Raw genomic sequence first — 23,837 nt, 5'->3', positions numbered from 1 at the left:
AATCAGTCCTCCTGGTTGCGGGTTGGGGTGTCACCGGTGGCCTCGGCGAGCTTGGCGGCCAGGATCGGGCCGATCTGGGCCAGCGAGCCGGCTTGGGTCATCCGGTCGTGCCGGGTGGTGATCTCGTGCGATTCGATCCGGCCGGCGATGTACGGGCGCCAGGTCCCGGGCCCGGCGTTGTCGGCGCCCCGGTCGATCGTGGAGTTGAAGAGCAGCAGGTCTCCGTCGAACCTGCCGGGGACGAAGTCGACCGCCAGCTTGGCGTTGTTGATCATGATGTGGACGATGACCTCGATCTGCTGCTCCGTCAGGCCGGCCAGTGCGCTGCCCCGCCGGCTCAGGATCTCGGCGACCTCGCCGTAGGTCAGCGGCCGGTCACCCAGCTCGTCCAGGTCGCAGTCGAGCACCCCGACGAGCACGTCCCGCTCGGTGGGCACGGGCAACTCCTCGAACTGCACGTCCTTCACCGGGTACGCGTCGAGGATCGCCAGCAGCGCGGTCCGCTCACCACGGGCCTGAAGCTCGCAGGCGATCGCCTGGGCGATCAGCCCACCGGCAGACCAGCCGAGCAGCAGGTACGGGCCCTCGGGCTGGATCTTCTGGATCTGGTCGGCGTAGTCGGCCGCCATCTCCTCGAAGGACGTCGGTCGGGGCTCGGGGTGGCCGAGGCCGCGCGCCTGGATCGCGTAGACCGGGTACTCCGGACCGATGTGGTTCAGAAGCCCGCTGTACGACCAGCTGATGCCGCCGCCGGGGTGGATGCAGAACAACGGTGTCCGGCTCCCGGTCGTACGCAGCGGCAGCAGCACGTCCAACGCTTCGCCGGGATCGTTCATGACCAGGCGTTCCGTAAGCCCGGCCACGGTCGGCGCTTCGAACAGCATGCGCAGTCCGACCTCGACGCCGAGGGTCTCGCGGACGCGGGAGACCAGGCGGGCGGCCAGCAGCGAGTGCCCGCCCAGGTCGAAGAAGCTTTCGTCGATGCGCACCTGCTCCCGGCCGAGGACCTCGGCGAACAGGTCGCACAGCAGCTCCTCCTGCGGCGTCCGCGGGCCGCGCCCGGTGCCCGGCGCCCCGTAGTCGGGGGCCGGCAGGGCGGCCCGGTCCAGTTTGCCGTTGGCGGTCAACGGCAGCATGTCCAGGGTGACGAACGCCGACGGCACCATGTACTCGGGTAGTTCGCGACGCAGCCGGTCGGACAGCTCACCCGCCTCGGGCGCACCCTCGGGAGCGGGCACCAGGTAGGCGACGAGCCGCTTGTCGCCCGGCTGGTCCTCCCGGGCGACGACGGCCACCTGGGCGACGCCCGGGCAACTCGCGAGCACCGCCTCGATCTCGCCGGGCTCGATCCTGAAGCCGCGCAGCTTGACCTGGTGGTCGGCCCGTCCGGCGAACTCCAGTGTGCCGTCGGCCAGCCACGCCGCCAGGTCGCCCGTGCGGTACATCCGGCCCCCGGCCGGCCCGTACGGGTCGGCGGTGAACCGCTGTGCCGTCAGGCCGGGCCGGCCGACGTAGCCCCGGGCCACGCCCACCCCCGCGAGGTACAGCTCACCGACCACGCCCGGCGGCACCGGCCGCAGCCCCGCGTCGAGCACGTAGGCACGCATGTTCGCCATCGGCCGGCCGATCGGCACGGTCGCGGCGTGCTCGGGGAGGGTTCGGACCGGATGGCAGGTGGCCAAGGTCGTGGCCTCGGTCGGCCCGTAGCCGTTGACCACCTCAAGACCGGGGCAGGCTGCCAGCACCCGGGCGACGGCGGCCGGGGAGACCACGTCACCGCCGGTCCACACCTCGCGGACCCCCGCGAGCAGGCCCGGCCGCTCCTCTGCGACCAGGCGGAACAGGCCGGCCGTCAGCCACAGTCCGGTTACCTGGTGCTCGCTGACCGCCTGGTGCAGCCGGTCGAGGTCGAGCCGGCCGGGCGGTGCGACGACGACCCGGCCGCCGCCGAGCAGTGGCACCCACTGCTCGTACGTCGACAGGTCGAACGCGGTCGGGGAGTGCAGCAGCACCCGCTCGTGTCCGCCGCCGTGCCAGTCGGGGGCCATCGCGAGGGCCACCACGTCGCGGTGGGTGACGGCGACGCCCTTCGGTCGCCCGGTCGAGCCGGAGGTGTACATCACGTACGCCAACTGCTTCGGGTCACAGAAGACTTCAGGGTCGGACGAGTCGGACTCGGCCTGGATCAGTGCGGTCAGCACGTCCTCGGTGAGGACCAGCGTGGTCCCGGCCTCCCGGAGGATCAGGTCGATGCGGGACGGCGGGAATCGCGAGTCGAGGGGCACGTAGGAGCCGCCCGCCTTGATGATCGCCAAGATCGCCACGACCAGGTCCGCCGAGCGCTCCAGCAGTACCGCGACCGGCGCCTCCGGCGCCACGCCCTGGCGGATCAGCGCCCGCGCGAGACGATTGGCCCGCAGGTCGAGTTCCCGATAGGTCAGCTCGGTGCCGCTCGCCACGACGGCCACCGCATCCGGGGTGGCTCGCACCTGACGGGCAAACAGCTCCGGCAGCCCGGCCTCGGGCAGCTCGGCGGCGGTGTCGTTGAACTCGGACAGCAGCCGGTGGCGTTCCTCGCCGGACATGATGTCGATCCGGCTGATCGGCCGGTCGGGGTCGGCAACCACCGCGCGCAGCAACCGCGCCCAGCGGGCGAACAGCAGCTCCACGGTGGCTGGATCGAACAGATCGGTGGCGTACTCCACCGCACCGACCATGCCGTCGAGGCTGCCGTCCGGTCGGTACTGCTCGGCCAGACTGAACGTCAGATCGACCCGCGCGGTGCCGGTCGGTGCCTCCAGGTAGCCGGTCGACAGCCCCGGCAGCGTGAACTCGCTCCATGGCGCGTTCTGCAGAGCCAGCATGATCTGGAACAGCGGGTGGTGCGACAGGGATCGGGCCGGGTTGACCACCTCGACCAGGTACTCGAACGGCACGTCCTGGCGGGCGTACGCGGACAGCGCCTTCTGCCTTACCTGGCCGAGCAGTTCGGCGAATCCGGGGTCGCCGCTCGTGTCGGTGCGCAACACCAGGGTGTTGACCATGAACCCGACGAGGTCGTCCAGGGCTTGGTCGGTGCGCCCGGCGATGGGACTGCCGATCGGGATGTCGGTGCCGGCGCCGAGCCGGGTGAGCAGCGCGGCAAGGCCGGCCTGGAGCACCATGAACATGCTGGCGCCGCGCGAGGTGGCCAGGTCCCGCAATGCCTGGTGCAGTTCGGCGTCCAGCCGGACGGCGAGCCGGCCGCCCAGCTGGGAGGCCACAGCCGGCCGGGGCCGGTCTGCGGGCAGTTGCAGCCGCTGCGGCAGCCCGGTCAGCTCCTCGCTCCAATAGGCGAGTTGTCGGGCGAACAGGCTGTCCGGGTCGGCGGCGTCGCCAAGCAGATCGCGTTGCCACCGGGTGTAGTCGGCGTACTGCACCGGCAGCGGGGACCACTGCGGTTCCTCGCCCCGGCAGCGGGACGCGTAGGCCGTCGCCAGGTCGCGGGAGAGCGGGCCCATCGACCAGCCGTCGGCCGCGATGTGGTGCACCACGAGCAGCAGCACATGCCGGTCGGAGGCGAGCGCGCAGAGCTCCGCGCGGATCGGCGGTTCGGCGGCCAGGTCGAAGCCGCGTTGGGCCCCCTCCGCCAGCCGGCCGGGCAGCCGTACGTCATCGAGCTCGATGACCGGCAGCTCGGGGCGGGCCTCGTCCGCGCTCAGCACGAGCTGGTACGGCACGCCGTCCGCCTCGCGCAGGACCGTCCGCAGGCTCTCGTGCCGGGCGATCACGTCGGCGAGCGCAGCCTGCAGCGCCGCCCGGTCCAGTTCGCCGTCCAGTCGCAGCGCGAGTGGCATGTTGTAGGTGGCACTCGGCCCGTCCATGCGGTGCAGGAACCAGAGGCGTTGCTGGGCGAAGGACAGTGGGATCCGCTCGGGGCGCGGACGGGCGGTCAGCGCGGGCCGCTCCGTGACCGAGCCGTCGAGGCGGGCCGCCAAGGCGGCCACGGTCGGGTGCTCGAAAAGCGTGCGAACCTCCAGCTCCGCGCCGAAGGTCGCCCGGACCCGGGAGGCCAGGCGGGTCGCCAGCAGGGAATGCCCGCCGAGGTCGAAGAAGCTGTCCTCGACGCCAACCCTGGGCAGCCCGAGCACGTCGGCGAAGAGATCGGCGAGCAGTTGCTCCTGCGGGGTGCGCGGCGCCCGCCCGGTCGCGGCCGTCCCCAGATCGGGGGCGGGCAGTGCGCGGCGGTCGACCTTGCCGCTGGCGGTCAGCGGCAGTGCGTCCAGGACGACGAAGACCGACGGCACGAGGTAGTCGGGCAGGCGGTCGCGCAGCCGGTCGCGGAGTTCGCCGACGAGGGCGCCCGTAGCGCGGCTTCCGGTCGGGCGGTTGGCGAGCGAGGACAACGCGGTGCCGGACGGCCGCAGCGGCCGGTAGGCCTCGACGGGGGCGTCTCCCGGTACGTCGGAGATGACGACGTCCAGGGCGTCGGGCGCGCCGACCGACCAGGTGACGTCCACCCGGCGGCCGAGTTCGTCGCCGAGCTCACGGAAATCCTCCGGGTCGGGCAAGTCGCCGCTGTCCGGGCCGTGTAGCCGGTCGAGCAGTTCGACGAGCGTGCCGTCCCCGTTCTGCACTGCCCGGGCCAGCGCTGCCTCGCAGGCGACGCGCCGGTTCGGCACCCCGGTGATGCGCACCGGGTCCGCGCCGCGCAGGGCGAGCAGTTCGCGCATCTCCTTGAGGTCGGCGATCTCTCGGCCCCACGCCAGCTCCTGCGGCGCGGCCGGTGCCGTCGGGACGGCCGGCTGCTTGTGCAGCGTGACGTCGTAGCGGTAGCGAGTGAGCTCGTTGTGGTGCCGACCGCGCTTGACCTCCACAGCCACGGCACCGACGGTGCCCCGGTCGCGCAGGACGGTGAAGAAGTCCGGATCGACCAGGAGTTCCTTCTCCACCAGCAGGGCTTGCTCCACGGCACGGCGCACTGAAGGCAGGTCGGCGCCGTCGGCGGCCCGGTGGAGCTGGACGGCCGTGGCCAACGGGCGCAGCAGCCGCAGGTTGCGGATGTCGCCGACGAAGAGCACGCCGCCGGGGGTGAGCAGCCGCATCAGCCGGTCGATCACGTCGGCGAGGTAGTCGGCGGACGGGAAGTACTGCACCACCGAGTTCAGCACGATGGTGTCGAACCGCCCGACCGGCAGCCCGTCGATGTCGTGCGCCGGGCGGGTCTGCAGGACCACACGCTCGGCCAGCCCCTTCTCCCGCGCCACTTGGGCGGCCAGCGCGTCGATCGCGGTGGCGGAGAAGTCGGTCGCCCAATAGGCCTCGCAGTGCGGTGCGATCTGCGAGAGGAGAAGGCCGGTGCCGACGCCGACCTCCAGCACCCGGCGGGGGCGCAGGGCCAGGACGCGCGCCACGGTGGCGTCCCGCCACTCCCGCATCTGCTCGATCGGAATCGGGCTCGCGTCGTAACTGCTGTTCCAGCCGACGAAGTTCTGACCGAAGGCGGCTTCCTCGGGAACGATGGGCAGGGCATCGTAGATGTCCCGCCACTCGCCCACGTGTTCCGCTTCGAGGCCGCCGTCCCGCACCGCCGCCTGGCGCGGGACGACGTAGCCGACGAGCCGGTCGTCCTGTGCGAGGACGGCGGCCTGGGCGACTGCGGGGTGCTCGGCCAGGGCTGCCTCGATCTCGCCGAGCTCGATACGGAAGCCGCGCACCTTCACCTGGTCGTCGGCACGGCCGACGTACTCCAGCTCACCGTCGGTGCACCGGCGCACCAGGTCGCCCGTGCGGTACATGCGTTCACCTGCCGTGCCGAACGGGCAGGCGACGAACCGCCCGGCCGTCAGCCCCGGCCTGTTCAGGTACCCGCGCGCCAGCCCGGCGCCCGCCACATACAACTCCCCCACCACACCCGGCGGCACGATGCGCATCCGCTCGTCCAGCACGTACACCCGAGCGTTGGCGATCGGACGGCCGATCGGCGGCACGCCCGACCCCGGGGACAGCGGGTCGCTCATCGTCGCGCACACCGTCGTCTCCGTCGGACCGTACGCGTTGATCATCCGGCGCCCCGGCGCCCACCGGGCCACCAGCTCCGGCGGGCAGGCCTCACCCGCCACCACCAGCGTCGACACGGTCACCGTGTCCTCCGACAGGGCGGCCAGGACGGACGGGGGCACGGTCACATGGGTGACCGCGATGCCCGGGTCCGTCAGCGCGGCGACCGGATCGGCCGCAGGAGGAAGCACCAGGGCCGCGCCGCACAGCAGGGCGGTGAAGACTTCCGACACCGAAGCGTCGAAGCTGGGCGAGGCGAACTGGAGCACCCGGCTGTCGGGTTCGATCGCGAACCGCTCGATCTGGGCGGTGACCAGACTCGCCACGCCGGTGTGGCTCACCACGACGCCCTTGGGCCGGCCGGTCGAGCCCGATGTGTAGATCACGTAGGCCGGATGCCGGACGTCGAGCGCGATCTGCGGATCGGCGTCCGGCCAGCCTTCCTCGGCCACCATCGCCGGATCGTCGATCACCACCGTCGGGCGAGCGTCGTCCAGCATGAACGCGATCCGCGACCGCGGGTAGGACAGATCCACCGGAAGGTACGCGGCCCCGGCCTTCAACACGCCCAGGACCGCCACCACCGACTCCGGCGACCGCGGCAACGCCACCGCCACGATCCGCTCCGGACCCACACCCCGAGCGATCAGCGCATGCGCCAACCGATTCGCCCGGACATTCAACTGACCGTACGTCAGCTCCACATCGCCACAGACGAGCGCGACCGCATCCGGCATCGCCGCCACCTGCGCCGCGAACGCCTGCGGCACCGGGAAGGCGCCCACCTCACGGGCGGTCGCGTTGCCACTCTCCAGGAGTCGGCGACGCTCACCGGCATCGAGGAGGTCGATCTCCCCGATCGGCTGTTCCGGGTCGGCGGTGACCGCCTCCAGCAGGAACGTCCAGCGCCGGGCGAGGGCGGCGACCGTATCCCGGTCGAACAGGTCGGTTGCGTACTCCACAGCGCCGACGATCCCGGCCGGCCTTCCATCCGGCCCGAAACGTTCGGCGAGGTTCACACCGAGGTCGAACTTGGCGGTTCCGGTGGGCACTGCGTAGGTGGCGACGTCCAGGCCGGGCAGCGAGAAGCGGCCCATCGGAGCGTTCTGCACGGCCAAGACGGTCTGGAACAGCGGGTGGTGGGACAGCGACCGGGACGGGTTCAGCACCTCCACCAGGTGCTCGAACGGCACATCCTGATGCGCGAACGCCGACAGCGCCGTCTCCCGCACCCGCCCCAGCAACTCGGCGAAACTCGGATCACCGCTCGTGTCCGTGCGCAGCACCAGCGTGTTCACGAAGAACCCGACCAGATCGTCCAGCGCCTCGTCCGTACGCCCCGCGATCGGACTGCCGATCGGAATGTCCGTCCCCGCACCCAACCGTGTGTACAACGCGGCAAGGCCCGCCTGAAGCACCATGAACAGACTGGTGCCGGTGCGCCGCGCCAACTCCACCAGAGCCGCATGCAGTTCGGGACTCAGCTCCAGGCCGACCTGGTCTCCGTGCCAGCGGGCGACGGCCGGCCGCGACCGGTCGGCGGGCAGCTGGAGAAGCTCCGGCAGGTCGGACAACTGCCGCTTCCAATAACCGAGTTGTTCGGCGAACCGACTCTCCGGATCGGCGGCGTCACCGAGCAGGTCGCGCTGCCACAGCGTGTAGTCGGCGTATTGCACCGGCAGGGCCGGCCAGCTCGGCGTGCGACCCTCGTGCCGGGCGGCGTAGGCCGCGGCAAGGTCGCGGGCCAGCGGGCCGGTGGACCAGCCGTCACCGACGATGTGGTGCATCACCACCAGCAGCACGTGCTCCTGCGGTGCGAGCGCGAACAGCTCCGCCCGCAACGGAAGTTCCACCGAAAGGTCGAAAGGCTGCCGGGCGGACTCGGCGAGCCGCTGCGGCAGTTCGGCCTCCGACACCTCGGTCAACCACACCCGGGGCCGGGTCGCACCTGGATCCAGGACACGCTGGCACGGTACGCCGTCGACCTCCGGGAACACCGTCCGCAGGCTCTCGTGCCGGGCCACCACGTCGGCGAGCGCCTCGTTCAGCGCCGCCGTGTCCAGCGTCCCGGTCAGCCGAAGCGCCAGCGGAATGTGGTAGGTCGCGGCGGTGCCATCCATACGGTGCAGGAACCAGAGCCGGCGCTGGGCGAAAGAAAGCGGTACCGCTTCCGGCCGCACGTGCGCCGTCAGCGCCGGGCGGGCTCGCCCGGCCTCGGCCAACGCTTCGGCCACTCCCGCCGCAGTGGGCGCCTGGAAGAGCGCGCGCAACCCCAGCTCCACGCCGAGCACCGAGCGAATCCGTGCGACCAGCCGGGTGGCGAGCAGGGAGTGCCCGCCCAGGTCGAAGAAGTCGTCGTCGACCCCGACCCGCGACGCGCCCAGCACCTCGGCGAACAACTCGCACAGGATCTGCTCCTGCGGCGTGCGCGGCGCGCGGCTGCTCCCGACGGGCCCCGGTTCGGGCGCGGGCAGCGCTGCACGGTCCAGCTTCCCGTTCGCCGTCAGCGGCAGCACGTCCAGCAGCACGAACGCCGACGGCACCAGGTAGTCCGGCACACGGTCACGCAGATACGCCGTCAGCTCCGCCGGCCGTACGACAGCGTCGGGACGCGCCGCCACGTAGCCGACGAGCCGGTCGTCGTGTGCGAGGACGGCGGCCTGGGCGACTGCGGGGTGCTCGGCCAGGGCTGCCTCGATCTCGCCGAGCTCGATGCGGAAGCCGCGCACCTTCACCTGGTCGTCGGCACGGCCGACGTACTCCAGCTCACCGTCGGCGCGCCGGCGCACCAGGTCGCCCGTGCGGTACATGCGTTCACCTGCCGTGCCGAACGGGCAGGCGACGAACCGCCCGGCCGTCAGCCCCGGCCGGTTCAGGTACCCGCGCGCCAGGCCCGCCCCCGCGACGTACAACTCCGCCACCACACCCGGCGGCACGATGCGCATCCGCTCGTCCAGCACGTATGCCCGGAAACCCGCGACCGGTCTGCCGATCGGTGGCACATCCGACCCCGGGGACAGCGGGTCGCTCATCGTCGCGCACACCGTCGTCTCCGTCGGACCGTACGCGTTGATCATCCGGCGCCCCGGCGCCCACCGGGCCACCAGCTCCGGCGGGCAGGCCTCACCCGCCACCACCAGGGTGGCGGCCGTGACGTCGGCGCCGTCCAGCGCCGCCAGGGCCGAGGGCGGCAGCGTCACATGGGTGACGTCGAGCCGACGGTCCGTCAGGGCCTCCAGCGGAGCCTCGGACGGGGCCAGGGCTAGGGCGGCACCGGTGAGCAGGGCGCTGCACAGGTCCCAGAACGATGCGTCGAAGCTGGGCGAGGCGAACTGGAGCACCCGGCTGCCCGCCGTCACGCCGAGCCTTTCGACCTGCGCCGCCACCATGCCCGGCACGCCGGTGTGGCTCACCACGACGCCCTTGGGCCGGCCGGTCGAGCCCGACGTGTAGATCACGTAGGCCGGATGCCGGACGTCGAGCGCGATCTGCGGATCGGTGTCCGGCCAGCCTTCCTCGGCCACCATCGCCGGATCGTCGATCACCACCGTCGGGCGAGCGTCGTCCAGCATGAACGCGATCCGCGACCGCGGGTACGACAGATCCACCGGAAGGTACGCGGCCCCGGCCTTCAACACGCCCAGGACCGCCACCACCGACTCCGGCGACCGCGGCAACGCCACCGCCACGATCCGCTCCGGACCCACACCCCGAGCGATCAGCGCATGCGCCAACCGATTCGCCCGCACATTCAACTGACCGTACGTCAGCTCCACATCGCCACAGACGAGCGCGACCGCATCCGGCATCGCCGCCACCTGCGCCGCGAGCATCTCCGGCAGGCTCGTGGCGGCAGTCCCGCTCTCGGCGGCGGGCAGCAGCTCGCGACGCTCCTCGTCGGACAGCAGGTCGACCCCGCCGATCGGCCGGTCCGGAGCGGCCGCGACCGCGGCCAGCAGCCGGGTCCACCGGGCGAACAGGGTCTCCACCGTCGAGCGGTCGAACAGGTCGGCGCTGTACTCGACCGCACCGCTCAGGCCGGCCGGCGCGCCGTCGGACCCGTGCTGCTCCGCCAGGCCGAAGGTCAGGTCGAGCCGGGAGGTCCCGGTGGGCACGGCCATCCCGGTGGCCCTCAAGCCGGGCAGGTCGAAGTCGCCCCCCGGCGCGTTCTGTACGACCAGTCCGGTCTGGAACAGCGGGTGGTGGGACAGCGACCGGGACGGGTTCAGCACCTCCACCAGGTGCTCGAACGGCACATCCTGATGCGCGAACGCCGACAGCGCCGTCTCCCGCACCCGCCCCAGCAACTCGGCGAAACTCGGATCACCGCTCGTGTCCGTGCGCAGCACCAGCGTGTTCACGAAGAACCCGACCAGATCGTCCAGCGCCTCGTCCGTACGCCCCGCGATCGGACTGCCGATCGGAATGTCCGTCCCCGCACCCAACCGTGTGTACAACGCGGCAAGGCCCGCCTGAAGCACCATGAACAGACTGGTGCCGGTGCGCCGCGCCAACTCCACCAAAGCCGCATGCAGTTCGGCGTCGATCCGGACGTCCAGCAAGTCGCCGCGGTACGACATGGCGGCCGGACGCGGCCGGTCGACCGGCAAATGCAGCTGGTCGGGCAGCCCGGCCAGCGCCTCGGTCCAGTAGGCGACCTGGCGCGCGAACACACTGTCCGTGTCGTGCTCGTCGCCGAGCACCTCGTGCTGCCACAGGGTGTAGTCGCCGTACGTCACTGGCAGCGGAGGCCATTCGGGCGTCCCACCGCCCCGACGGGCGGCGTAGGCCGCGGCGAGGTCGCGGGCCAGCGGACCCATGGACCAGCCGTCACCGGCGATGTGGTGCATCACCACCAGCAGCACGTGCTCCTGCGGTGCGAGCGCGAACAGCTCCGCCCGCAACGGCAGTTCCGACGTAAGGTCGAATGCCCGCACCGCCGCCTCGCGCAGCAGGGCAGGAACCTCCGCCTCGCCGACCGCGCGCACCGCCAGCGGGACGGCGGCCTCGACGGCGTCGAGCACCCGCTGGTGCGGAACGTCGGCGGTGAGCGGGAAGACCGTGCGCAGGGTCTCGTGCCGGGCCACCACATCGGCGAGCGCGGCACTCAGCGCGGCCTGGTCGAGGCCGCCGGACAGCCGCAGGGCGAGCGGCATGTGGTAGGTGGCGCTCGGCGTCCCGAACTGCTGGAGGAACCAGAGCCGGCGCTGCGCGAACGACAGCGGCATGGGCTCGCGGCGGGGCTGGGGAACCAGGGCCAGCCGCGCGGTGCCGGCGTCGGGCAGCCCGGCCGCGAGCCCGGCGGGCGTCGGCGTCCGGAACAGGCTGCGCAGTTCCAGCTCGACGCCGAGGGTCGCCCGGACCCGCGAGACCAGCCGGGTGGCGAGCAGGGAGTGCCCGCCCCGGTCGAAGAAGTCGTCGTCGACCCCGACCCGCGACGCGCCCAGCACCTCGGCGAACAACTCGCACAGGATCTGCTCCTGCGGCGTGCGCGGCGCGCGGCTGCTCCCGACGGGCCCCGGTTCGGGCGCGGGCAGCGCTGCACGGTCCAGCTTCCCGTTCGCCGTCAGCGGCAGCACGCCCAGCAGCACGAACGCCGACGGCACCAGGTAGTCCGGCACACGGTCACGCAGATACGTCGCCAGCGTCGCAGCCGTCGCCCCGGTCTCGGCCGTGGGCACCACGTACGCGACGATCCGGGTCTCGCCCGGCCGGTCCGCCCGGGTGAGCACCGCAACCTGGGAGACACCCGGGTGCGCGGCCAGCTCGGCCTCGATCTCACCCGGCTCGACCCGGAACCCGCGGACCTTCACCTGGTGGTCCACCCGGCCCGCGAACTCCAGCTTTCCGTCGGCGCGCCAGCGGACCAGGTCACCGGTGCGGTACATCCGCGCGCCGGCCGGACCGTACGGGTTGGCGACGAACCGCGTGGCGGTGAGTCCGGGCCGGTTCAGGTAGCCGCGGGCGAGTCCTGCCCCGGCGAGATACAGCTCGCCCGTCACGCCGGGGGCAACCGGACGCAAGGCCGAATCCAGCACGTACACCTGGCAGTTGGCGATCGGTCGGCCGATCGGCACCGGCAGCGGGCAGTCGGCGGGGTCGGCCGGCAGCGAGTAGGCGGTGATCACGTGGGTTTCGGCGGGGCCGTAGTGGTTGTGCAGCGCCCGGCCCGGCCGCCGGGTCTGGAAGCGGCGTACGGCACCGACCAGCCGCATCGCCTCGCCGGCCTGCGCGATCAGCCGCAGGTTCGGCAGTACCAGCCCGGCCTCCTCGGCGGCTTCGGCCAGCGCCTCGACCACCAGATTGGGCGCGAACAGCTCCTCCACCCCGTGCCGGTCCAGCCAGCGGGCGAACAACTCGGCGCTGCGGCGCTGCTCCTCGGTCGACACCACGAGGGTCTTGCCGTACAGCAGCGCGGAGAGCGTCTCCTGCACCGAGACGTCGAAGCTGATCGCGGTGAACTGCGCGGTACGCGTGCCAGGTTCACCACCGATGGCCCCGTGCTGCCACGCAAGCAGGTTCAGCAGCCCGGCGGCGGGCATCACCACGGCCTTGGGCCGGCCTGTGGAGCCCGAGGTGTAGATGACGTAGGCCGGGTGCCGCATGTCCACGGCGACGGTCGGATCGTGCTCCGGCTGCTCCTCGGCCGGTGTGACGGCCGCGAGGTCGTCGAGCACCACAGCCGGTCGCGCGTCCTCCAGCATGTACGCGATGCGGGCGGCCGGGTAGTCCGGGTCGATCGGCAGGTACGCCGCGCCCGTCTTGAGGACCGCGAGGACTGCGACCACCAGCTCGGGGGAGCGTGGCAGTCGCAGGGCGACGACCTGTTCCGGTCCCACCCCGCGCGCGATCAGCGCGTGCGCCAGACGGTTGGCCCTGCTGTTCAGTTCGTGGTAGGTCAGCGAGGTGTCCTCGAACACCACCGCCGGGGCCTGCGGGGTCGCCCGGACCCAGGCCTCGAACAGGGACGGCAGGCCGGCGACGGGAGCCGGGCACGCGGTGTCGTTGCGCACGACCAGCAGCTCGTGACGTTCCTCGGCGGCAAGGACGTCGATCCGGCTCAGCGGCCGGTGCGGCTCGGCGACCACCGACGCCAGCAGGCGCAGCCACCGGGCGACCAGCGCCTCGACCGTGGCGTGGTCGAACAGGTCGGTGCTGTACTCGACCCGCCCGATGATGCCCTCGGCCGACGCGCCGGTGCCGCCGCGCTCCAGCAGGTGGATGGAGAGGTCGAACATCGCCGTGGGCGTCCGCACCAGTACGGTCTCGGCGCTCAGGCCGGGCAGGGCGAACTCGGTGCGGGGCACGTTCTGCAGCGCCAGCATGACCTGGAAAAGGGGCTGGCGGGCGAGCGACCGGACCGGGTTGAGGGCCTCGACGAGGTGCTCGAACGGCAGGTCCTGGTGCGCGTACGCGGCCAGTGCGTTCTCCCGGACCCGGCCCAGCAGCTCGGCGAAGGTCGGGTCGCCCGAGGTGTCGGTCCGCAGCACCAGGGTATTGACGAAGAACCCGACGAGGTCGTCCAGTGCCTGGTCGGTCCGGCCCGCGATCAGGCTGCCGACCGGGATGTCCGTTCCCGCGCCGAGTTTGTCCAGCAGCGCCGCCAGCGCGGCCTGCAACACCATGTAGGCGCTGGCCCCGTGCTCCCGGCCCAGGCGGACCAGCCCGGCGTGCAGCTCGGCGTCCAGCTCGATCGCGAGGTGGCCGCCGGAGTAGGTGGGAGCGGACGGGCGGTGGCGATCGGCAGGAAGCCGGATCTGTTCCGGCAGGTCCGCCAATGTCCTGGTCCAGTAGGCCGCCTGGCGGGCGAACAGGCTGTCCTGGTCGCCCGCGTCGCCGAGCAGCTGGTGCTGCCACAGGGTGTAGTCGGCGTACTGGACGGGCAGCGGCGCCCACTGCGGTTCCTCGCCCCGGCAGCGCGCCGCGTACGCGGTGGCCAGGTCGGCCGACAAAGGGCCCAGCGACCAGCCGTCACCGGCGATGTGGTGGACCACCACCAGCAGCAGGTGCTCGTCCGGCGCCGCCGCGAACAGCTCGGCGCGCAGCGGTGGTTCGGTGGCGAGGTCGAATCCGCGCGCCGCGGCGACCGCCAGCAGCTCCGGCAGGTCCGTCTCGCCGGCCGGGGTGACCCGCAGCTTCGGCCGCACCGCCCCGGGGCCCAGCACCTGCTGGAACGGCACGCCGTCCGCCGCCGGGAAGACCGTGCGCAGGCTCTCGTGCCGGTCGACGACGTCGGCGAGCGCCTTCTCCAGAGCCACCCGGTCCAGCGGTCCGGAGAGCCGCCACGCCAGCGGCATGTTGTAGATCGGTCCGGCGCCCTCCAACTGGTGCAGGAACCAGAGCCGCCGCTGCGCGGACGACAGCGGTACCCGCTCGGGCCGCTCCGCCCGGTCCAGGGCGGGCCTGGCTCGGTCGGCGCCACCCAGAACGGCGGCCAGCCCGGCCACCGTCGGGGTTCGGAACAGGGTGTGCAGCGCCAGCTCGACGCCCAGGGCCGTCCGGACCCGGGCCACCAGCCGGGTGGCCAGCAGGGAGTGTCCCCCCAGGTCGAAGAAGTTGTCGTCGACGCCGACCCGCGTCAGGCCCAGGACCTCGGCGAACAGCTCGGCCAGCACCTGCTCCTGCGGAGTGTGCGGCGCCCTGCCGACCCGCGATCCGGTGAACTCCGGCTCGGGCAGGGCACGCCGGTCGAGCTTGCCGTTGGCGGTCAACGGCAGGGCGTCGAGGGCGACGAACGCGGCGGGCAGCATGTAGTCCGGCAGCCACTCGCGGAGGTGAGTGCGCAGTTCCTCCGGCTGAAGCTCGGCGCCGGTGGCGGGCACCAGGTAGGCGACCAGGCGGGTGTCCTCCGCCTGGTCCTTCCGGGCGATCACCGCGACCTGGCCGACCTGCGGGTGTTCGGCCAGCGCTGTCTCGATCTCGCCGAGTTCGATCCGGAAGCCGCGCACCTTCACCTGGTCGTCGGCACGGCCGAGGTACTCCAACTGGCCGTCAGCGCGTCGGCGCACCAGGTCGCCGGTGCGGTACATGCGTTCACCTGCCGTGCCGAACGGGCAGGCCACGAACCGCCCGGCGGAGAGCCCGGGCCGGTTCAGGTAGCCGCGCGCGAGACCCGGGCCGGCGACGTACAGCTCCCCGGTCACACCGGGCGGCACCAGGTCCAGCCGCTGGTCCAGCACGTACGTCCGGAACCCGGCGATGGCACGGCCGATCGGCGGCACGCCCGTCCCCGGCGACAGCGGCTCGCTCATCGTCGCGCACACCGTCGTCTCGGTCGGACCGTACGCGTTGATCATCCGGCGCCCCGGCGCCCAGCGCGCCACCAGTTCCGGCGGGCAGGCCTCACCCGCGACCGCCAGCGTCGGCACGGTCACCGCGTCCGGCGACAGCGCCGCCAGCACGGACGGCGGCACCGTCGCATGGGTGAGAGCGAGGCTCGGGTCGGTCAGCGCGGCGACCGGCTCGTCCGCGGGCGCCGGCACCAGGGCGGCACCGGTGAGCAGGGCGCCGCACAGGTCCCACAGCGAGACGTCGAAGCTGGGCGAGGAGAACTGGAGCACCCGGCCGGCCGCGTCGATGCCGAGCCGCTCGACCTGCTCGGCGACCATTCCCCGCAGGCCCGCATGGCTCACCACGACGCCCTTGGGCCGTCCGGTCGAGCCGGACGTGTAGATCACGTACGCCGAGTGCCGGGCGTCCACCGCAACGGCGGGATCGGTGTCCGGGCGCTCGGACACGTCGGCCACCATCGCCGGGTCGTCGACCACCACGGCCGGCCGCGCGTCCTCCAGCATGAACGCGATCCGCGACTCCGGATACGCCGGATCCACCGGCAGATAGGCGGCTCCCGTCTTCAGGATGCCCAGGACGGCCACCACGAACTCCACCGACCGCGGCAGTGCCACCGCCACGATCTGCTCCGGACCCACACCCCGCGCAATCAGCGCATGCGCGAACCGGTTCGCCCACGTATTCAGCTGACGGTACGTCAACTCCATGCTTTTGGAGGCCAGAGCAACGCCCTCGGGCGTCGCCGCCACCTGCGCCGCGAACATCTCCGGCAGGCTCGCGGCGACCGCCTCGCCCTCGACGGCGGGCAGCAGCTCGCAGCGCTCCTCGACGGACAGCAGATCGACGCGGCCGAGCCGCTGCTGCGGGTCGGCGACGGCCGCCCTCAGCAGCCGCATCCAGCGCGCGACCATCGTGTCGACGGTGGCCGGATCGTACAGATCGCTCGCGAACTGTACGAACGCGTCGATCCCGTCCGGGGCGCCGTCTCCGGCGTGCCGCTCGGACAGCGAGAAGACCAGGTCGAACTTGGACGTGGTCGTGGTCAGCTCCACCTCGCCGACGCGCAGCCCGGGCGGGGCGAAGTCGGCCCTGGGCGCGTTCTGCAGCACCAGCATGACCTGGAACAGCGGGTGATGCGCCAGCGACCGCACCGGATTGAGGGCCTCGACGAGGTACTCGAACGGCAGGTCCTGGTTGGCGTACCCGGCCAGCGCGGTGTCCCGCACCCGGCCCAGTAGCTCGGCGAACGTCGGATCGCCCGAGGTGTCCGTACGGAACACCAGGGTGTCGACGAAGTAGCCCACCAGCTCGTCGAGTGCCTGGTCGGTCCGGCCGGCGACCGGGCTGCCGACCGGGATGTCGTCGCCCGCGCCGAGCTTGCTCAGCAGCGCCGCCAGCCCGGCTTGAAGCACCATGAACAGACTGGTCCCGTGCACACGGGCGAGCTCGCGCAGACCGCGGTGCAGCTCCGCGTCCAGCCCGGCGTGCACGAGGCCGCCCCGGTGCGAGGCGACTGCCGGTCGGGGCCGGTCGCCGGGCAGCCGGAGCTGCTCCGGCAGATCGGCCAACTGCCTTGTCCAATAGGCCATCTGGCGGGCGAACAGGCTTTCCCGGTCGGTTGCGTCGCCGAGCAGCTCGTGCTGCCACAGGGTGTAGTCGGCGTACTGGACCGGCAGCTCCGCCCACTGTGGCTCCTCGCCGCGGCGGCGCGCCGCGTAGGCGGCGGTCAGGTCCTGTGCGAAAGGGCCCAGCGACCAGCCGTCGCCCGCGATGTGGTGGAGCACCACCTGGAGCACGTGCTCGTCCGGCGCGAGCTCGAACAGTCCGACGCGCAGCGGCGGATCGACCGCCAGGTCGAACGGTCGGGCCTTCGCGGTCGCCAGCACGTCCGGCAGCCCGGCCTCGGTGGTCCGGCTCACATCCAGCCGCGGGCGGCCCGCCGCGACGTCCAGAACCTGCTGGTACGGCACGCCGTCCACCGCCGGGAAGACGGTGCGCAGGCTCTCGTGCCGGGCCGCCACGTCCGCCAGGGCGGCTGCCAGGGCCCGCCGGTCCAGGTTCCCGGACAGCCGCCATGCCAGGGAGATGTGGTAGTTCGCGTCGGCACCCTCCAGCTGGTGCAGGAACCAGAGCCGCCGCTGCGCGAACGACAGCGGGATCCGTTCGGGACGCGGGTGGGGCACCAGGGCCGGCTGCGCCTGGCGGGCACCCGCCAGCGCGGAGGCCACGCCGGCCGGGGTCGGGGTCTCGAACAGGGTGCGCAGCTCCAGCTCCACTCCCAGGGTCGCGCGGACCCGGGCGGTCAGGCGGGTCGCCAGCAGCGAGTGCCCGCCCAGGTCGAAGAAGCTGTCCTCGACACCGGTCTCGGCCACCCCGAGGACCTCGGCGAACAGCTCGCACAGGATCTGCTCCTGCGGCGTACGCGGCGCGCGGCCGGTGTTCGTCGGAGCGAGGTCGGGTGCGGGCAGCGCACGTCGGTCCAGCTTGCCGTTGGCGGTCAGCGGCAGGCTTTCCAGGGTGACGAACGCGGCCGGCACCATGTACTCCGGCAGCCGCTCCCGCAGGTGCTCGCGCAGTTCGGCCGAGCGCGGGGCGGCACCCGGGGCGGCCACCAGGTACGCGACCAGCCGGGTGTCGTCGGCCCGGTCCTGCCGCGCCAGGACGGTGACCTGGGTGACTCCGGGGTGCGCGGCGAGCGCCGCCTCGATCTCGCCGAGTTCGATCCGGAAGCCGCGGACCTTCACCTGGTCGTCGGCCCGGCCCACGAACCGCAGGCTGCCGTCCGCACACCGGCGCACGACGTCGCCGCTGCGGTACATGCGCGTACCGGCCGGCCCGAACGGGTCGGCCACGAAGCGCCCGGCGGTCAGACCGGGCCGGTTCAGGTACCCCCGGGCCAGCCCGGCACCCGCGACGTACAGTTCGCCGGGCACGCCCGGGGGCACCGGCCGCAGGTGGGCGTCCAACACGTACGTACGCAGGTCCGGGATGGCCGCGCCGACCTGGCCGGCGGCGCCGGACCGGTCGAGCGCGGCGTAGGTCACGTGCACGGTGGTCTCGGTGATGCCGTACATGTTGACCAGCAGCGGCGCGTCGTCCGGGTGTCGCTCGTACCAGCTCGTCAGCCGGGTGTGCTCCAGCGCCTCGCCACCGAACACCACGGTGCGCAGGGCGAGCGAACGGCCGGTCTCCGGTGCCTCCTCGTCTGATTGCATCAGCTGGTAGAAGGCGGACGGCGTCTGGTTGAGCACCGTCACCCGCTCACGTGCGAGGAGCTCCAGGAACCGGTGGGGCGAGCGGCTGGTCTCGAGGTCCACGACCACCAGACGGCCGCCGTACAGCAGCGGGCCCCACAGCTCCCACACCGAGAAGTCGAAGGCGTAGGAGTGGAAGAGGGTCCAGACGTCCTTGGCGGAGAAGTCGAACAGCTCCTGGGTGGTGCCGAACAGCCGCACCACGTTCCGGTGCGGGACCACGACACCCTTGGGGTTGCCGGTGGACCCGGAGGTGTAGATGACGTAGGCAGGGTGGCCTGGATCGAGGGGGATCTCCGGGTCGGTGTCCGGCAGTCCGTCCAGGTCGGCGGCGTCCAGCAGGAGCCGTTCCACCGGGTCTGCGCCCGGCAGTTCACCGATCCCACCCGTCGTCACGAGCAACGACGGCCGGGCGTCCTGAAGCAGGTAGGCGATCCGGGCGGCCGGGTACTGCGGGTCCACCGGAACGTAGGCGGCTCCCGCCTTGAGGACCGCGAGGACCGCCACTACCAGCTCGGCCGAGCGCGGCAGGGCCAGCGCCACCAGCTGCTCCGGTCCCACGCCCCGGGCGATCAGGGCGTGCGCAAGCTGGTTGGCTCGGGCGTTCAACTCGCCATATGTCAGCGTGACTTCGCTGCTCACCACTGCGACTGCTGCCGGGTTCGCCCGTACCTGCTGCTCGAAGAGCGTGGTGATGCCGCTCTCCGGCAACTCTTCGCTCTGGCCGACGACGGCCGGCAGCAGCGCGCGGAGCTCGTCGGCGGACAGCACGTCCACTTGGCCGATCCGCCGACCGGGGGCGGCCACCACGGCGCGGAGCAGCCGCAGCCACCGATCGACGATCCCCTCCACGGTGGCCGCGTCGAACAGGTCGGTGCTGTACTCCACCAGGCCCGACAGCCCGTCCTCGTCGGGCTGTTCGGCCAGCATGAAGGTCAGGTCGCACTTGGCCGTCCCGGTGTGCACCAGGTCTGTTTCCACCCGCAGCCGCGGCAGGTCGAACGTGCCGAGCGGAGCGTTCTGCAACGCGAGCATGGTCTGGAACAGGGGGTGGTGTGCCAGCGACCGGGTCGGGTTCAGCGCCTCTACGAGGTGCTCGAACGGCATGTCCTGATGCGCGTACGCGGCCAGCGCGTCGGCGCGCACCCGGCCCAGCAGTTCGGTGAACGACGGGTCGCCGGAGAGGTCGGTACGCAGCACCAGGGTGTTGACGAAGAAGCCGACCAGCTCGTCCACGGCCTCGTCGGTGCGTCCTGCGATCGGCGTGCCGATCGGGACGTCGGTGCCCGCGCCGAGCTTGCCCAACAGGGCGGCCAGCCCGGCCTGGAGCACCATGAAGAGGCTGGCCCCGCCGTCACGGGCGAGCGCGCGCAGGCCCTGGTGCAGTTCGGCGTCGATCCGCACCGGCAGATGGGCGCCCCGGTGGGACATCGCCGTCGGCCTGGGCCGGTCGAACGGCAGCTCGACCTGCTCGGGCAGTTCCGCCAACTGCTCACGCCAGTAGGCCAGTTGACGGCTCAGCAGGCTGTCCGGGTCAGCGCCTTCCCCGAGCAGCTCCCGCTGCCAGAGGGCGTAGTCGGCGTACTGGACCGGCAGCGGAGACCACTCCGGCTTCGCCCCCTCGGACCGGGCCGCGTAGGCGGTCGCCAGGTCCCGCGAGAGTGGTCCCATCGACCAGCCGTCACCGGCGATGTGATGCACCACCAGCAGCAGCACGTGCTCGTCGGTGCCCAGTTGAAACAGTTCGGCGTGCAGCGGCGGCCCCTCGGAGAGCTCGAAGCCGTGCCGGGCCGCCGCCACCAGCCGATCCGGCAGGTCGCCCTCGCCGACCTCGGTCACCCGCAGTCGCGGCCGTGCCGCCTCGAGGTCCATCACCCGCTGGCACGGCACCCCGTCGACCACGGGGAAGGCGGTGCGCAGGCTCTCGTGCCGCTCGACCACGTCCGCCAGAGCGGCTTCCAGGGCCCGCTGGTCCAGGTCGCCGGACAGCCGCAGCGCCAGCGGGATGTTGTATGTGGCGCTCGGGCCCTCCATGCGGTGCAGGAACCACAACCGGCGCTGCGCGAAGGACAGCGGGATCACCTCGGGCCGCTCGCGCCGCCCCGGCGCCGGCCGCGCCCGGCCCGCGCCGTCCACCGCCGCTGCCAGTTCCGCCACCGTCGGTGCGTCGAACAGGTCACTCAGCCTCAGCTCCACGCCCAGCACCGACCGTGCCCTGGCGACCAGCCGGGTGGCCAGCAGCGAATGCCCGCCGAGGTCGAAGAAGCTGTCGTCCGGCCCGGCCACGGCCACCCCGAGCACCTCGGCGAACAGCCCGGCCAGTAGGTGTTCGGTCGCGGTGCGCGGTGCGCGGCCCGGGGCGGCCGAGGCTTGCTCGGGGGCTGGAAGGGCCCGTCGGTCGAGCTTCCGGTTCGGCGTCAGCGGCAGTGCGTCCAGCATCACGAACGCGGTGGGCACCATGTACTCCGGCAACTGCTCGCGCAGGTGCTCGCGCAGCGCGGGCACGGCCACCGTGGCGCCGGGTGCCGGAACGAAGTAGGCGACCAGCCGGGTGTCCTCTTCGGTACGCACCACAACGGCGGCCTGCGCGACTTGCGGGTGCTCGACAAGCACGGCCTCGATCTCGCCGAGTTCGATCCGGAATCCCCGGACCTTGACCTGGTCGTCGGTACGGCCGAGGAACTCCAGGTTCCCGTCCGGGCCCCACCGCACCAGGTCGCCGGTGCGGTACATCCGCGAGCCGGCCGGCCCGAACGGGTCGGCCACGAAACGCTCGGCGGTCAGACCCGGCCGGTTCAGGTAGCCCCGTGCCAGGCCTGCGCCGGCGATGTACAGCTCACCCGCCTCGCCCGTGGGCATCGGCCGCAGCGCGCCGTCCAGCACATGGAGCCGGGTGTTGCCAACCGGCCGGCCGATCACCGGGCGCCGGCTCGATTCCAGCGGCGCGACGACCGAGTTCACCGTGCACTCGGACGGCCCGTAGAAGTTCACGCAGGACACTTCGTCGGCCGCGCGCAGCCGCTCCCACAGCTGCTCCGGGACGGCCTCCCCGCCCGCTGCGACCATCACGGGACACCGCGGATCGTCCAACATCCCCTGTGCTACCAGAACTTGGAGGTACGACGGGGTGGCCTCGACGAAGTCGAGGCGGCAGCGCCCGGCGTAGTCGACGAAGGCGTCCGGGTCGGTCCAGGTCGCCTGATCCAGGACATGCAACTCGTGGCCCGCGAACAGACTGAGCAACTGGTTCCAGGACGCGTCGAACGAAACCGATGTGGTGAGGGCGACGCGGAGCCGGCGCCGTTCCGAGAGCAGGGGCGGGTACAGTGCCCGCTGCTGGTCGGCGAACAGGTTGAGCAGGCCGCCGTACGTCGGCACCACGCCCTTGGGCCGCCCGGTGGAACCGGAGGTGTAGATGATGTAGGCCGCATGCTCCGGTTCCACGGCCACCTCAGGATCCGCTGCCGGGCAACCCGCCACCATGGCCGCGGTCTCCGGGGCGTCGACCACCAGCCGCTCGGCGGAACCGGCCTCGGGCAACCGGTCCCGGGTGCGGGAGTCGGTCACCACCAGGACCGGCCGGGCGTCGTCGAGCATGTACCCGATCCGGGCGGCGGGGTACTCCGGATCGACCGGAACACAGGCGGCTCCGGCCTTGAGCACCGCAAGGATGGCCACCACCAGTTCCGCCGAGCGCGGCAGGGCCACCGCGACCAGCCGCTCCGGCCCGGCCCCGCAAGCGATCAGGGCATGCGCCAGCCGGTTCGCCCGCGCGTCCAGCTCCGCATACGTCAGCGACGTGTCCGACCCCACCACCGCCACCGCGTCCGGCGTCGCCCGCACCTGCGCCCGGAAGACCTCCGGCAGGTTCTCGGCGGATGCCTTGGCTACCGGGCCGGTGCCCAGCGCCAGCAGTTCACGCTCCTCGTCCGCGGCGAGCAGGCCGATCCGGCCGACCGGCTCTTGCGGGGCGCAGTGCGCGACGGTGTCCAGCAGCGCGATCAGCCGCCGTTGGTGGACGGCGAGTTCGTCCTCGCTCCAGGTCTGGGGCGCACCCTTGAGTTCGACCCGGAGTTCATTGTCTCCCCGTCGGCCCGTGACCCAGAGGGCCAGCCCGGTGGTCGGTTCCGGGAGCAGGTAGCGCAGCGTGGCGGGGTGCCCGGCGAAGCTCGGCGCGGAGTCGAAGACCAGGATGTTGACGACGAGTGGGAACGCCGCCCCGGGGGGACCGGGAACACCGAGGTCCCGGAACAGGTCCTCGCTGCGGTAGCGCTGGTGCGCGAGGGCCGCGTCGGCCTCCCATGCCGCCTCGGCGACCAGGTCGTGCCACCGCATGTCCGGTCGCATTGGCAGGCGCAGGGGCACCACGTTCGCCATCGTGCCGGGCGTGGACAGCAAGGTGCGTTCGGCCCCCTCGCGCCCGGTGACGGGAAGGCCGATCAGAACGTCCCTGTCCCCGGTGAGCCGGTGCGCGTAGAGAGCCGCCGCCGCGATCAGCAGGCGGGACCAGTGGACTTCGGTATGCGCTCCCGCCGCTCGCAGCGCGTCCACGCGGAGCACCCCCGGTTCCACCGAGGCACGCAGGCCGCTCCCGCCACGCGAAGCTCGGCCGGTGAACTGAGTGGGTTCCGGCCGGTCGGCGAACCGCTCCGTCCAGTACGAACGATCGGAGGCGCACTGCGCCGAGGCGCGGTAGTCGGTCTCACTGCGGAGCAGGTCGTCCAGCGAACGGAGCGGCGACGGCGGAACCGGGCCGCCCGAGGCCAGCGCCGTGTACATCCGCGTGACCCGCCGCCGGACGAGGGAGAGGCCGAATCCGTCCATCACCAGGTGGTGGTGGTTCTGGTACAGGAGGTGGTGCACCGGCGAGAGGCTGATCAGTGCGAAGCTGAAGAGCGGATCGCGGGTGAGGTCCAGCGGACGCATCCGGTCCCGGGCCATCCATGCCAGGGCCGCCGCCCGGGGTTCGGGCTCCGAGCTCAGGTCGAGCCGGGTCGGTTCCCAGTCCCATGCCGCACGGACGACCTGGCGTGGCTCCTGCCCGTCGTGGACGAAGGTCACGTGCAGCGCATCGATCTCGTCGACGACCCGACGCAGCGCGGTCTCGACGAGCTCGGCGTCAACCGGGCCGTGGACCTCCAGGTATTCGCCGATGCGGTAGGCGTCGAGCGTTGTCCGCGCGCGCTGCTCGGCGAGCCAGATCTCACGCTGGGCCGCCGTCAGGGGATAGGAGTCGCCATCGCGACGGGACAT

Annotated in this window: 1 protein-coding gene; it reads right to left on the bottom strand. The window is 72.3% G+C overall.

All coding sequences use genetic code 11. The features are described from left to right. Window positions 1-2: 2 nt before the first annotated feature. Window positions 3-23,837: a non-ribosomal peptide synthase/polyketide synthase gene (locus tag OG936_RS32670; protein WP_406499535.1), complete on the bottom strand. Its 23,835-nt coding sequence runs from the start codon at window positions 23,835-23,837 to the stop codon at window positions 3-5.

It is taken from the genome of Streptomyces sp. NBC_00846 (genome assembly GCF_045207325.1).
Taxonomy (GTDB): Bacteria; Actinomycetota; Actinomycetes; order Streptomycetales; family Streptomycetaceae; genus Streptomyces.
This window is presented reverse-complemented; position numbering and strand designations above follow the sequence as displayed.

Excerpts from the sequence above, each read along its gene's own strand:
- OG936_RS32670 (WP_406499535.1), bottom strand. The coding sequence starts at position 23,837 with ATGTCCCGTCGCGATGGCGACTCCTATCCCCTGACGGCGGCCCAGCGT.